The following is a 13,650-nucleotide window of genomic DNA, read 5'->3' as shown; positions in this document are numbered from 1 at the left end:
TATTCGGCCGCCTGGTATTCGCCGCGGTTGAGCGCGGCCCAGAACTCGCGATAGGACGTACTGTCGCGCTCACTGGGATCGACGAACATACTGTGATGCTTGCCCTTGATCTCGGGCAGGGAATAGCCGAGCGCGCCGAGGAAATTGGCGTTGGCGTTGATGATGGTGCCGTCCATGTTGAACTCGATCACCGCCTGCGCCTTGTCGATCGCAGCGATCTGGCCGGCGAGATCGGCGTTCTTCAGCTTCTGGGCGGTGACGTCGGTCGCGAACTTCACCACCTTGGAGGGCCTGCCCTTCTCGTCGAAGATTGGATTGTACGAGGCCTGGATCCAGACTTCCTTGCCGCCCTTGCCGATGCGCTTGTATTCGGCCGCCTGGTATTCACCACGATTGAGGGCCGCCCAGAACTCGCGATAGGCAGCGCTGTCTCGCTCGGCAGGCGCAACGAACATGCTGTGATGCTTGCCCCGGATCTCGTCCAAGGTGTAGCCGAGCGTATTCAGGAAGTTCTCATTGGCGCTGCGAACAGTGCCATCCATGTTGAACTCGATGACCGCCTGCGAGCGGTTCGCAGCGGCGACTTGAGCCCCGAAGTCGAGGTTCTGGAGACGGACCGAGGCATCGGACCATTCCACCACGACTCCCGTCCGGCTGCCGTCGCTGCCCTTCACGGGCGTTGCAACGAGGTCGAATTTCCGATTCCCGATCTGGATCGTCGCACGATGCACGTCGCTGAGGCTCGCGAGCATCTTGCGCTGATGCTGCGGATTCTTGTGAAACACGTCGATGTTGGTGCCGACGAGCGTATCCACGTTGAAGTGCGGCAGCTCCTTCTTGAGATCGCTCTCGGCCGCGCGAAGCAAGTCCGTCACCGCGTCATTCATGTAGACGATCTTGAGATCGTTATCCGCGATCATCAGATTGGCACTCACGACCTTCGCCGCCATCAACGTCAATGCGTCGGAGCTCGACTTGCGCTTGAACATGATCTCTCCAATATCGATTAAGTTGTGCGCACGTCGAGGCGGGTTCTGCTCGCGATGCGATCCACGAATGATCAGATATCTGAATCGAATTATCAGAGTGTTTGTCCGATCGAAGACACATTGGCCGGATTTTGCCAGGGCGATTAACGTGACAGTGACGCGCGACGGGACGGCGGCGATACGGGCCTTGAACTTGCAAATGCGGTCCTAAGATCGGTATCGCAATCTGGCAAAAGCGCTCGCAGCTAGCATTCGCTTACCGTCGGCGTCGCGGCGCGCAGCCGATCAATGAGCGAAGACGATGTCGTTCGCAGGCGCAGCGCGCGTCTGGGCATTTCGTCGCAGCCGCCATGAGTGCGGTTCGTGCCCTCTCGAGTGATCCACTCACATCCGAGAGCCGTTGCATTCAATCTCGAATTGGTAGCGCCTCGGCGGCGATACGCTAGTTTGCACGGTGAGGGGCACTGATTTGGGCACGGTTACTTATCTCGACCGCTATGCTTTGATTCGGTCGCGCGACAGCGATTTCGCGCGCGACCGGCTGTTTGCGGTCTATGGGGCGGATCGGTTCGACAAGCATGACGATGAGTTCGGCATAGAGGCCAATTTTGCCCGCTTGAGTTCCATCGGCGTCGCCTTCTGCGCGTATGAGGGGGCGGCATCGCTCTCCTTTCCTGAATCCGACATTCTCCGCCAGCTCTTTTCCATCCAGGGGTCTGCGGGCTTCCGAACGAAGGGGAATAGCCAGCCGATCGAGGCATGGAGCCCGATCATCCCCGGCGACGCCCGGCTGGATCTCGACTTTGCGCCAGGCTACCGCCAGCTGGTGCTGAGGATGGATGCCGGCGCGCTGGAGCGCTTGCTGAAGTGCATTCTCGGCGACGACAGCGACATGAAGCTGCGTTTCATCGCGGGCGAAGCCAGTCCCGCGGTCATGACGCATGTGCGCCAGGAGGTCTTCAGGTTCGCGGAAGAGCTGGACCGATTTGGGCAGGATTACTCGCCCATCGCCATCGCCGAGCTTGAGCGTGCGCTGATGGTCCGGATTCTCCTGGCGCATCGGCACAATTTCTCCAACCGGCTACAGCGTTCCGCGCCGGGCGCCAACCGGTCCGTGATCGACATCGTGGAGTCCTATATCGAGGCTCATTGGAACGAACCTCTCGATCTCGAAAGAATCGCGGAGGTCGCCAATGTGAGCGTGCGGACGATTTTCCGGGAGTTCTCCGATGCCGGACGGGGATCGCCCGGCCAATTTGTGCGACGCGTCCGGCTTCAGCGGGCGGCCGAGCTATTGCGTCGGCCTGATGAGCAGACCAGCGTTCTCGCCATTGCGTTCAAATGCGGGTTCCACAATCTAGGTCGGTTCGCATCCGAATACCGTCAGGCCATCGGTGAGCTGCCGTCCGAGACTTTGAAGAATGCGAGACGAAGGCAGTGAGAGCGCCGTCGAGGTCCCGCAACAGGGCGCAAGCGCAGCAGCGCAGCCGGTGCTGGTGCCCACCTCAGCCTTTCGCCATCGCAGCGATCGCGTCCGCGATCTCGATGGTGCGGCGGGCCATGTCGGCGTGCAGGCGTTCCACCATCGCGCCGTCGAGCCGGATCGCGCCGCGCGAGGCGTTCTCGGGCAGCTCGAACGCGGCGATGATCTTTCGGGCGCGCGCGACTTCCTCTTCGGGCGGGGTGAAGATCGCGTTGCAGGCGTCGATCTGCGAGGGGTGGATCAGCGTCTTGCCGTCGAAGCCGAGATCACGCGCTTGCGCGCATTCGGTGGCGAAGCCGTCGGAATTGGCGATGTCGCTGTAGGGGCCGTCGAGGATTTCGAGGCCGTGGGCGCGCGTCGCCAGGATGCAATGGGTGATCATCGGGATCATCGCGGCGCGACCGGGCAGCATCCTGATGCGGGTCTCGCGCGAGATGTCGTTGGGGCCGAACACGAAGCCCGACAGGCGGCTCGATGGATCGCGGCCGGCGGCGGCCAGCTCCTCGGCATGAAGCACGGCGCGCGCCGTCTCGATCATGGCCCAGACCTTCACGGTGGGCGCGGCGCCGAGCTCGGCGAGGCGGCGGCCGATGGCGTCGAGATCCTCGATGCTTGAAACTTTTGGAACCAGGATGCCGTCCGGCGAGGCCTTGGCGGCCATCGCGACGTCATCGGCCCACCACGGCGTGTCGAGGCCGTTGGTCCGGATCAAAATCTCGCGCTTGCCAAAGCCCTTGGCCGCGATCGCGGCGGCGATGCCATCACGCGCCGCCGCCTTGGCCTCGGGGGCGACCGAGTCTTCCAGATCGAGGATCAGGCCGTCGGCGGCGAGATTGCGCGCCTTTTCCAACGCGCGGGGGTTGGAGCCCGGCATGAACAGATGGCTGCGGCGCGGGCGGGTCATGCTGCGTTCCTTCCTCGTCAATGTTCCAAGCTCAGCCGATAGCATCCGGCCTGCCCATTCGAAAGGCTTGTTCGCCCAAGCGGTCTATGATTAGGCATAGGTATGATGACATTCCCGAAGCATTTGCTGGAAGGCTACAAGGCCTTCGCCACCCAGCGGCTGCCGACCGAGCAGACCCGCTTTCGCGAGCTGTCGGTGAAGGGGCAGTCGCCGGAAGTGATGGTGATCGGCTGCTGCGACAGCCGCGTCTCGCCCGAGGTGATTTTCGACGTCGGCCCGGGCGAATTGTTCGTGGTCCGCAACATCGCCAACCTCGTGCCGGTGTATCAGCCCGACGGCACCGCCCATGGTGTCTCGGCTGCGCTGGAATATGCCGTGACGGTGCTGAAGGTGAAGCACATCGTGGTGCTTGGCCACGCGCAATGCGGCGGCATCCGCGCCTTCGTCGACAAGATCGAGCCGCTCACGCCCGGCGACTTCATCGGCAAATGGATGCAGATGTTCATCAAGCCGGGCGAAGTGGTCGAGCAGCGCGAACACGAGAGCATGGCGCAGTTCGTCGAGCGCATCGAGAAGGCCGCCGTATTCCGCAGCCTGGAAAACCTGATGACGTTCCCGTTCGTGCGCAAGGCCGTCGACGGCGGCCAGATGCAGACCCACGGCGCCTATTTCGGCGTCGCGGAGGGATCGCTGTTCGTGCTGGACAAGACGACGAAGGAATTCAAGAAGGCGCAAGAGGCGTAAGCGGTTCGTAGGGTGGGTTAGCCGAAGGCGTAACCCACCACTTCTGTCACCGCGGAAACGAAAGAGGTGGGTTACGCCGTGCGGACTGCGCTTCGCGCAGCCGCAGGGCTAACCCACCCTACATTCTTCTTCACGCCGCCTTCTTCTTCGCGCTGATCAGCTTGCGGTTGATCAGCACTTCGGCGATCTGGATCGCGTTGAGGGCTGCGCCCTTGCGCAGATTGTCGGACACGCACCAGAGCACGAGGCCGTTCTCCACCGTGGCGTCCTCGCGGATGCGGCTGATGTAGGTCGCGTCCTCGCCGGCCGCTTCATACGGCGTGGCGTAGCCGCCGGGCTCCTGCTTGTCGATGACGAGGCAGCCGGGCGCCTTGCGCAGGATGTCGCGCGCTTCATCGGCGGTGATCGGATTCTCGAACTCGATGTTGACGGCCTCGGAGTGACCGACGAACACCGGCACGCGCACGCAGGTGGCGGAGAGCTTGATCCTGGGATCAAGGATCTTCTTGGTCTCCGCCATCATCTTCCACTCTTCCTTGGTGTAGCCGTCCTCCATGAAGACGTCGATCTGGGGTATGACGTTGAAGGCGATGCGCGCGGGAAACTTCTTATTGACGATCTCGCTGTTGGTGTAGACGGCCTTGGTCTGCGAGAACAGCTCGTCCATCGCGTCCTTGCCGGCGCCCGAGACCGATTGATAGGTCGAGACGACGACGCGCTTGATCGTCGCCTTGTCGTGCAGCGGCTTGAGCGCGACGACGAGCTGCGCGGTCGAGCAGTTCGGGTTGGCGATGATGTTCTTCTTCTTGAAGCCTTCCGTCGCGGCCGCGTTCACTTCCGGCACGATCAGCGGAACGTCCGGATCCATGCGCCAAGCGGAGGAGTTGTCGATCACGACTGCGCCGGCGGCGCCGATCTTCGGCGACCATTCCTTCGACACCGCGCCGCCCGCCGACATCAGGCAGATGTCGACGTCGGAGAAGTCGTAATGCTCGAGCGCTTTGACCTTGAGGGTACGGTCGCCGTAGGAGACCTCGACGCCGACGCTGCGGCGCGAGGCCAGGGCGACGACCTCGTCCACGGGGAATTTGCGCTCATCGAGGATGTTGAGCATTTCCCGTCCGACATTGCCGGTCGCGCCGACCACTGCGACTTTGTAACCCATCGTTCACTCTCCGATGAAAAAGCCCGTTCCTGAAGCTGACGCTTAAACAGGAAGAGCAGCGCTTCTATGCGAGAACCGGCCTCAAGACAACGTTGGACCATGCCTTAGGGACGTGGATGCAGTCGCCTGAGGCCAGCACGGCCGTTAGCCCCACCCAGATCCATCTTGCGCTTGCAGCCTTTGCCGACGAGGTCGTCGGCACGCTGGCGCGCCTGATTGCCTATGTGGGGGCGCTCGCCCTGCTTTGCATCTTCTTTCTTGCCGCGCTCGACCAGATCCCTGACTTGCGCGACGACGCACCGGCCGACAAGCCGGGCTGGAGCTTGGCCGACCGCTCGCATCCGGCCTTCGCCCTCAGCAAACCTGATTCATCAGAGAAAACAAATTCTTACACCATTCTCAGGCACCCCGAGGGCGGCCGCAGGGACGTGCTGAGCTGGGCCAGCGAAGCCGGCCAGCCAGTGGCCGAGCTCGAGGTTTACCGCGAAGGCGGCGAGTTCGACGTGGCGCGTCCCGCGACGGCGGATTTGGCCGTGCAGATGGGATTGGGCGCGGCGACCTCGCTCGAGCAGGCCGGCCTGATCGACACCAAATTCGGCCCCGTCGCCCTGTTCCGGCCGGTCGCAACGGACAATGGAGCGCCGGCCTGCCTCGGCTATCTCAAGCGCAGCGAGGAGCCAGCGCTGCAGATCTCGGGCTTCTCCTGCCGGGGCGACACCCTGCCGGCGCGCCGCGCAGCGATCGCCTGCATGCTGAACCGGTTGACGCTGCTCGCCGCGGGCAACGAGCCGAAGCTGGCGGAATTGTTCGCCCATGCCGAGCTGAAGCGCCGCGCCTGCGATCCCCAGGGATCGTCGGACTGGCTGCTGGGCGCCGCCAACGCGCAATTGCGCGGGGCGCTTTGAGCCACATCAAGCTCAAGTGGCTGGTTTGCATGCAACTTTTGCCGGCGCGCACGATTATTCTGGCCTGGTGTGACCCAATAGACCTAGTTGCAGTCCCCCCGGGCGGGCTAGTATGGCAGTGCAAACGACTGGCGGCGTGCCGCCTGAAGGGGACGTGATGAGCTCGAAATTCTCTGCCGCGAACAGATTGGCGACATTGCTTGCGGCGGGCGCCGCAATTGCCATCGCGTTCGCGACGCCGGCCTCGGCCGACACCAAGACCAAGCGCTACTATGACGAGCGCGGCCGGCCCTATTACGGTCCGAGCGGCCCCAACGCGGTCTATCAGCAGGGACGCACCCGCCTCTATGTGAGCAAGCGCTCCTGGCTGGACGGCGGCACCGAGGTCAATCCGGGCGACCGCAAGTTCACCGACTATGCCTTCCCGCCGGCCGTGGGCTATCCGTCCTTCGCCCGCGAGAACCTCAACCGCCCGATCGACCGCCAGCCGCTCTCGCCGCCGCAGGATGTCGGCGGCTATCCGCAGAACTTCCCGCTGTACTGAGCGGACGAGACGATCCGAATCAAAATGGCCGGGCTCACGCCCGGCCATTTTCGTTTCGGAAGGTGCCTTACAGCGCATCCGCCTCTCCATCGTCACTGCGAGCGCAGCGAAGCAATCCAGAATCTCTCCGCGGGACGATTCCGGATTGCTTCGTCGCTTCGTTCCTCGCAACGACGACTGAAGCTGCACCTCACGCGTTCGCTGCCGGATCGTAGCGCCGGCAAAAGTCCTCGATCGCCTCGGAGCGGAAATCGCCGAGGCGCTCGAAGATGAGCGCATCCGGCCAATCCCACCAGGCGATCCGGCGCAGGCTTGCCGCGACGGAATCGACAAAGCGCTTGCGGATGGGACGCGCGGGAACGCCGCCGACGATGGTGTAGGGCTCGACATCGCGGCTGACGACCGCGCCCGCGGCAATCACCGCGCCGTCGCCGACGCTCACGCCCGGCAGCAGGATGGCGGCATGCCCGATCCAGACGTCATTGCCGACGATGACGCGGTCGCCGCGGCGCTCCGCGAAGAAGTCGCGGTCGCGCGTCGCGCTCGCATCGTAATATTCGGGGCAGTAGGTGAAGCGATGCTGGGACGGCCGGCCCATCGGATGATTGGGCGCGCCGATCCGCACCGAGTTGGCGATGGCCGTGAACTTGCCGATCACCGCGTCCGCGACGTCGCAATTCTCGCCGAGATAGGAGTAGTCACCGAGCGAGGCATATTCGATGCGCGTGTTGGCGAGCACCTCGCAACGGCGCCCGATCTGCGCCTCGCGCAGGCGCACCGTGTCATGGACGATGGTTTCCGCGATCTTGGGACGGGGCGGGATGTCCATGACGGTGGCTTCCAATTGGGCCCTAGCCCGGATGGAGCGAAGCGCAATCCGGGTGTCTATCTGCGGGCAGAGAATCCCGGATTTCGCTTCGCTCCATCCGGGCTACGATTCTTCCCGCTTACGCGTGCAGCTTCTGCAATTCCTTCAGGATCGCTTCGCCCATCTGCGTGGTCGAGGCGGCCGTGGTGCCTTCCGACTTGATGTCGGCGGTGCGCAGGCCGCTCGCGAGCACCGCAGCGATCGCCTGGTCGACCTTGTCGGCGAGATCGCCCATGTCGAAGGAGTAGCGCAGCGCCATGCCGAAGGACGAGATCATCGCGATCGGATTGGCGAGGCCCTTGCCGGCGATGTCGGGCGCCGAGCCGTGCACCGGCTCGTAAAGCGCCTTGCGCTTCTTGCTCTTCACATCCACCTCGCCGAGCGAGGCCGAGGGCAGCATGCCGAGCGAGCCGGTCAGCATCGCCGCGATGTCGGACAGCATGTCGCCGAACAGGTTGTCGGTGACGATGACGTCGAACTGCTTCGGCCATTTCACCAGCATCATGCCGCCGGAATCGGCGAGCTGATGCTCAAGCGTGACATCGGGGTATTCGCGCTTGTGGAGCTGGGTCATGACCTCGTTCCAGAGCACGCCCGACTTCATCACGTTGCGCTTCTCCATCGACGTCACCTTGTTCTTACGCTTCCTGGCAAGCTCGAAGGCGACGCGGCCGATGCGCTCGATCTCATAGGTGTCGTAGACCTGGGTATCGATGGCGCGCTTCTGGCCGTTGCCGAGATCGGTGATGGTCTTGGGCTCGCCGAAATAGACGCCGCCGGTGAGCTCGCGCACGATCATGATGTCGAGCCCCTCGACGGCCTCGCGCTTCAGGCTGGAGGCATCGGCCAGCGCCGGGTAGCACACGGCGGGACGGAGGTTGGCGAACAGAGCGAGATCCTTGCGCAGGCGGAGCAGGCCGGCTTCGGGGCGCACCTCGTAAGGAACCGCATCCCATTTCGGGCCGCCGACCGCGCCGAAGATCACCGCGTCAGCGTCTTTCGCCTTGGCCATGTCGCCCTCGGAGATCGACACCTTGTGCGCGTCATAGGCGGAGCCGCCGACGAGGCCGGTGTCGGTCTCGAATTTGGCGATCCCGGCCGAATTAAGCCAGTCGATCAGCCGCTTCACCTCTCCCATCACCTCGGGGCCGATACCGTCGCCGGGGAGCAGCAGCAGTTTGTGGGTCGCCATGGTCGTTTCCTTCTCAATCCTCTCTCGTCATTCCGGGGCGCGAGGGAATCGGATTCCGGCTCGCGCCAAGAGGCGCGCCCCGGAATGACGGTCGGCCGGAGTGCTAGAGCGGCGTTGCGCGCTTGGCAAGACACCTTTGCCGTGGAGGCGGCTGTGCAAAGCGGATGGAGCCTGCCACACTTCCACCGCCGGAGTACCCTTTGCACACCCCTGACGGCCTACCGCCCAACGCGCACCCCGCGCGGCTGATCCTGACCCTGTCGCTGGCGGCGACGGTCGGGCTCGGCATCGGCCGCTTTGCCTATGCGCTGGTGCTGCCCGACATGCGGGAGGATCTCGGCTGGTCCTACTCGGCCGCCGGTTTCATGAACACCATCAACGCCGTCGGCTATCTCGCGGGCGCGTTGGTGGCGTCCCGGCTGATCCAGCGCATCGGCTGGTCCGCGGCGATCCGCGGTGGGACGCTGGCCTGCGTCGCCGCGCTCGCGACGTGCGCGCTGACAGGCAATTTCGTCGCACTGAGCCTTGCCCGTCTCGTGCTGGGCATCGGCGCGGCGGTCGGCTTCGTCGCCGGCGGCGCGCTGGCCGCCACCATCGCGCAGTCGCAGCCCGCGCGGGCCAACTTCCTCCTCAGCCTGTTCTATGCCGGGCCCGGCATCGGCATTCTCGCCTCCGGTCTGATCGCCCCGTTCACGCTGCAACATTTCGGACCGGGTTCGTGGTGGATCGTCTGGTGGGCGCTGACGCTGCTGTCCGTCGCGATGACGATCCCGCTGTTCCTGATCCGCATCGAGAGCAGCGTCCGCTTCTCGGAAGGCACCCACGCCCCGTTCGCGATCCTCCCCGTGCTGATCTATCTCGCCGGCTACTTCCTGTTCGGCGCAGGCTACATCGCCTACATGACCTTCATGATCGCCTATGTGCGCGACGGCGGCGGCGGGGCCGCTGCGCAGGCGGCGTTCTGGAGCCTGATCGGGCTGAGCGCCTTCGTCACGCCCTGGGCCTGGCGCGGCGTGCTGGCGCTGGACCGCGGCGGGCTTGCCACCGCCATCATCCTCGGCACCAACGCGCTCGGTGCCGCCTTGCCGATGCTCGGACATTCGCCGGCCTGGCTCGCGGTCTCGGCGGTGGTGTTCGGCGTCGCCTTCTTCGCCGTGGTCGGCTCGACCACCGCCTTCATCCGCTTCAACTATCCGCCAGAGGTGTGGCCGACGGCGATCGCGGCGATGACGATCTCGTTCGGCGTCGGCCAGACGCTCGGCCCGATCGCGGTCGGCGCGATCACGGATGCGCTGGGGAGTTTGAGCTACGCGCTCAATGTGTCGGCGGCGCTGCTGGCGTTGGGGGCGGTGGCGGCGCTGTGCCAGCGGAAGGTGGGGCCAGCCTAGGTGTCGTAGGGTGGATTAGCGAAGCGTAATCCACCAACTTCGTTCGGCGAACGCTGAAACATGGTGGATTACGCCTTCGGCTAATCCACCCTACGGCAGCGGGGCTAGCTCCCGCTGAACGAATTATACCCCTGGTCTTCCCAGTAGCCGCCCTTGTAGTCGTTGGTGACTTCCATGGAGACCACGTATTTCGGGTTCTTGAAGCCGAGCTTCGTCGGCACGCGGATCTTCATCGGGAAGCCGTAGGCGCGCGGCAGAATCTCGTTCGCGTATTTGAACGTCATCTGGGTCTGCGGATGCAGTGCGCTGCGCATGTCGAGCGGCGAGTTGTAGCCGTCCTTGTCGGCGCACTGGAACCAGACGTATTTCGCGCGCGTGTCGGCGCCGATCAGTTTGAGGAAATCGCGCATGGGCGTGCCGGTCCAGCTGCCGATCGCGCTCCAGCCCTCGACGCAAATGTGGCGCGTGATCTGCGTGACCTGCGGCAACTTGTAGAGCTCGTCCAGCGTCCATGACTTCTTGTTGTCGACGAGGCCGCGCACCTCGAGCTTCCAGTCCGCGCCGTCGATATCGGGCGCATCGTCGAGATCGTAATAGGCGTTGAACGGAAACGGCTTGGTGATCGCGCTCTCGGGGAAGGTCGGCGCCAGCGCGTCGGGATTGAAGATGAAAGCCTGCACGGCGTCGTTGAACTTCGAGACCTTCGCCAGCATGGTTTCCGCCGAAGACGAATCGATCACGTCGCAGCCGGTGAGCAGCGTCAACGCGCCCAGGCTGGCGCCGCCCGCGATGAAGCGGCGGCGGGTGACGTCAGGCATCGTCTTGAGGGAGTCCTTGATCAGGAGCCGCTTGTCGACGCCGGGAATCAGAAATGAGCGCTTTGCCATAGTCTCCTCCTCAGCGACCGATGATCATGGCGCGCAGGCTCTTCGGGACGAGCAGCGCGAGCAGGACGTGGATGACGAGGAATGCGCAGATCGCGGCCATGCAGAAGAAGTGGACATAGCGCGCGGCCGGATAATCACCGAACAACATCACCAGGTAGTAGAGCTGCACCGGCTTCCATATCGCAAGCCCCGACAACACGATCAGCACGCCGACCACGATGATGCCGGCGTAGAGCAGGCGCTGGACGTAGTTGTAGACGGTGAGATCGTCATGACCGAGCTTGAAGGTCAGCGCGGCCCTGATGTCGTGAAGCACGCCGGACGCGGTGATCGGCAGCAGCTTCCTGCGGAAGCGGCCGGTGACGATACCCGTAACGAGATAGGCGAGACCGTTGATCATCAACAGCCACATCGCCGCGAAATGCCAGAGCAGTCCGCCGCCGAGCCAGCCGCCGAGCGTATATTCACGCGGGAAGGTGAAGCCGAACAGCGGCGAGGCGTTGTAGATCTGCCAGCCCGACAGGATCATCAGGATCATGGCAAGCGCGTTGACCCAGTGCATGATCCGCACCCAGGCCGGCTGGATCACTTTGGCCGGGGTGGCCCCGACCTGCTCGTCGGTGACTGTGAGACTCGCCATGCTGGTTCCGTCCTGAAGATCGTTTGACGGTAATTATACGCCGAAGTTTCCGCTTTCGTTACGCCCTGTCCGGCATGGAATCGATGCCGGGAGCTTATCGTGGTCACAAAAAGGCGAGCCGGGCACCCCGGCTCGCCGTCACAAAGCACGCTATTCCAGGGATGAAACAGACCCGCGCGGTGTTACGTCGCCGGCATCAACACGGTGTCGACCACGTGGATCACGCCGTTCGACTGGTTGACGTTGGCGATCGTCACCATCGAGGTGCCGCCCTTAGCATCGACGATCCAGACCTTGCCGTCCTGCTTTTTCACGGTCAGCTCCTCGCCCTCGACGGTCTTCAGCTTCTTGCCGTCGCTGAGGTCGGAGGCCTCGAGCTTGCCGGGCACCACGTGATAGGTGAGGATCTTGGTCAGCGTCGCCTTGTTCTCAGGCTTGACCAGATTGTCGACGGTGCCGGCCGGCAGCTTGCCGAAAGCGGCGTTGGTCGGCGCGAACACCGTGAACGGGCCCTTGCCTTCCAGCGTCGGCACCAGGCCGGCCGCCTTCACCGCCGCCACCAGCGTGGTGTGGTCCTTGGAGTTGACCGCGTTCTGGACGATGTTCTTGGACGGGAACATCGCGGCGCCGCCGACCATGACGGTCTTTTCCTCGGCGCTTACAGGCGCGACGACGGTCGCGGTGATGGCCAGGGTGCTGAAGGCGGCGGCAGCGAGATAGGCAATGCGCTTCGACATGGAGATCTCCCGATTGAATTGAGACCGGCGTGGCCGGTGTTCGAGTTTGGCAACAACGGCACCTGCGACAGTTTGACGTGAAGCAGTAACGCGTCGTTGGTCAGAACTACGGGAGGGTTTGCGATGGGGTTTCGGGAAATAATTTATCGTGATGCGTGAAACTATCGGGGTGGATATTCGTGTAGCCGCTCCACCGTCATTGCGAGGAGCGAAGCGACGAAGCAATCCAGACTGTCTCCGCGGACACATTCCTGGATTGCTTCGCTACGCTCGCAATGACGAACTCGTGGCTACGGCCGTGTCTAATCCCTGCCCACCCTGCGGTAGCGCTCGCTTCAATCCCTGTTGTTCGGCGTCTGGATGAAGCCGCGATTGTGCGTCGGGCTGATCAAGAGCTCGTTGATGCAGACACGCGGCGGCATGCTGGCGATGAACGCGATGGTGCGGCCGAGGTCTTCGGGTTGCAGCATCTTCGCCTGCTCCTCTTCGCTCGGCACCACCGGGCGCAGCTTCAGGATCGGCGTTGCCACCTCGCCCGGCATCAGACAGCAGGCGCGCAGGCCGTTGACGCATTCGTCCATGTTGAAGGAATGGGTCAGCGCCAGCACCGCGTGCTTGGTCGTGGTGTAGGCCGGACCCGGCATCTTCGAGACGTGGCGGCCGGCCCAGGACGAGACGTTGATGATCGTGCCGTCCTGCTGCTTGCGCATCGTCGGCAGCACGGCGCGCATGCAATAGAGCACGCCGTTGAGATTGACCTGGACCAGCTTGTCCCAGCCTTCCAGTTCCATGTCTTTCCAGCTGCGCTTGGGGACATTGATGCCGGCATTGTTGACGAGGAGGTCGATGCGGCCGTGCTTTGCGACGATCTGATCGGCAGCCTTCTGGGCCTCGGCCGCGCTGGAGACGTCGAGCGCAATGGCCTCGGCCGCTCCGCCCGCCCCGGTGATCCTGGCAACCACGGTATCCAGGGCGTCCTTGCGGCGGCCCGAGACCACCACCGTCCAGCCGTCGGCAGCCAGCGCCTCGGCGCCGGCTTCCCCGATCCCGCTGCCGCCGCCCGTGACCCAGGCCACGCGTTTCCCGTTTTTTGACATGCAAACTGTCTCCGTTGCTTCTGCGGGGCGGTTTTTGCTAATCCAGCCCTCGGTTTTGACCGGCCTCTGCCGGCGAGGAATGTTGCATGAACCAAGCTGCCAACGCC

The 13,650-nt window shown here is 63.8% G+C and carries 14 protein-coding genes; 5 read left to right on the top strand and 9 right to left on the bottom strand.

Annotation, left to right across the window (positions count from 1 at the left end):
• The coding region (locus AX729_RS06035) for a PAS domain-containing protein (RefSeq protein WP_156456753.1) at positions 1–989 on the bottom strand (989 nt) is incomplete at its 3' end.
• A 469-nt stretch (positions 990–1,458) separates the two neighbouring features.
• Here AX729_RS06035 and AX729_RS06030 point away from each other — a divergent pair.
• Positions 1,459–2,430 (top strand): AraC family transcriptional regulator, encoded by a 972-nt coding sequence (locus AX729_RS06030; protein WP_061021091.1) that lies wholly within the window; start codon positions 1,459–1,461, stop codon positions 2,428–2,430.
• 64 nt (positions 2,431–2,494) lie between these two features.
• Here AX729_RS06030 and AX729_RS06025 read toward each other — a convergent pair whose 3' ends face one another.
• On the bottom strand, positions 2,495–3,376 hold the full coding sequence (locus AX729_RS06025) for an HpcH/HpaI aldolase/citrate lyase family protein (protein ID WP_061021090.1): 882 nt from the start codon (positions 3,374–3,376) through the stop codon (positions 2,495–2,497).
• 102 nt (positions 3,377–3,478) lie between these two features.
• On the opposite strand from AX729_RS06025, the gene AX729_RS06020 reads away from it, so the two are divergent.
• Positions 3,479–4,120 carry a carbonic anhydrase gene (locus AX729_RS06020; protein ID WP_061021087.1) on the top strand — a complete coding sequence of 214 codons (642 nt, stop codon included), beginning with the start codon at positions 3,479–3,481 and terminating at the stop codon, positions 4,118–4,120.
• A gap of 130 nt (positions 4,121–4,250) precedes the next feature.
• Here AX729_RS06020 and AX729_RS06015 read toward each other — a convergent pair whose 3' ends face one another.
• On the bottom strand, positions 4,251–5,285 hold the full coding sequence (locus AX729_RS06015; protein WP_061021085.1) for an aspartate-semialdehyde dehydrogenase: 1,035 nt from the start codon (positions 5,283–5,285) through the stop codon (positions 4,251–4,253).
• A 116-nt stretch (positions 5,286–5,401) separates the two neighbouring features.
• Between AX729_RS06015 and AX729_RS06010 the strand changes: the two genes are divergently transcribed.
• Together AX729_RS06010 and AX729_RS06005 are read left to right on the top strand one after the other, a co-directional pair.
• Positions 5,402–6,190 (top strand): hypothetical protein, encoded by a 789-nt coding sequence (locus AX729_RS06010; RefSeq protein WP_061021083.1) that lies wholly within the window; start codon positions 5,402–5,404, stop codon positions 6,188–6,190.
• A 157-nt stretch (positions 6,191–6,347) separates the two neighbouring features.
• A complete protein-coding gene (locus AX729_RS06005) occupies positions 6,348–6,734 on the top strand; it encodes a hypothetical protein (protein ID WP_061021095.1) in 387 nt (128 codons plus the stop codon).
• Between the two features lie 190 nt (positions 6,735–6,924).
• Here AX729_RS06005 and AX729_RS06000 read toward each other — a convergent pair whose 3' ends face one another.
• On the bottom strand, positions 6,925–7,563 hold the full coding sequence (locus AX729_RS06000) for a DapH/DapD/GlmU-related protein (protein ID WP_061021094.1): 639 nt from the start codon (positions 7,561–7,563) through the stop codon (positions 6,925–6,927).
• A 118-nt stretch (positions 7,564–7,681) separates the two neighbouring features.
• Complete coding sequence (gene leuB, locus AX729_RS05995; protein WP_061021081.1) at positions 7,682–8,794, bottom strand: 3-isopropylmalate dehydrogenase; 1,113 nt, start codon at positions 8,792–8,794, stop codon at positions 7,682–7,684.
• A gap of 200 nt (positions 8,795–8,994) precedes the next feature.
• On the opposite strand from leuB, the gene AX729_RS05990 reads away from it, so the two are divergent.
• Positions 8,995–10,182 carry a YbfB/YjiJ family MFS transporter gene (locus tag AX729_RS05990; protein ID WP_061021079.1) on the top strand — a complete coding sequence of 396 codons (1,188 nt, stop codon included), beginning with the start codon at positions 8,995–8,997 and terminating at the stop codon, positions 10,180–10,182.
• 104 nt (positions 10,183–10,286) lie between these two features.
• Here AX729_RS05990 and AX729_RS05985 read toward each other — a convergent pair whose 3' ends face one another.
• From AX729_RS05985 to AX729_RS05970, 4 genes are all read right to left on the bottom strand, one after another.
• On the bottom strand, positions 10,287–11,069 hold the full coding sequence (locus AX729_RS05985; RefSeq protein WP_061021077.1) for a molybdopterin-binding protein: 783 nt from the start codon (positions 11,067–11,069) through the stop codon (positions 10,287–10,289).
• Between the two features lie 10 nt (positions 11,070–11,079).
• Entirely contained in the window at positions 11,080–11,709 is a 630-nt protein-coding gene (locus tag AX729_RS05980) for a cytochrome b/b6 domain-containing protein (RefSeq protein ID WP_061021075.1), read from the bottom strand.
• Between the two features lie 182 nt (positions 11,710–11,891).
• Positions 11,892–12,446, bottom strand: a complete 555-nt coding sequence (locus AX729_RS05975) for a fasciclin domain-containing protein (RefSeq protein WP_061021073.1) — start codon at positions 12,444–12,446, stop codon at positions 11,892–11,894.
• A 335-nt stretch (positions 12,447–12,781) separates the two neighbouring features.
• Positions 12,782–13,543, bottom strand: coding sequence for an SDR family oxidoreductase (locus AX729_RS05970; protein WP_061021071.1), 762 nt, complete (start codon positions 13,541–13,543; stop codon positions 12,782–12,784).
• Positions 13,544–13,650: the final 107 nt, after the last annotated feature.

This window comes from Bradyrhizobium sp. CCH5-F6 (genome assembly GCF_001556045.1).
Lineage (GTDB): Bacteria > Pseudomonadota > Alphaproteobacteria > Rhizobiales > Xanthobacteraceae > Bradyrhizobium.
The sequence above is the reverse complement of the archived record's forward strand: the minus strand, read 5'-3'. Positions and strand labels throughout refer to the sequence as shown.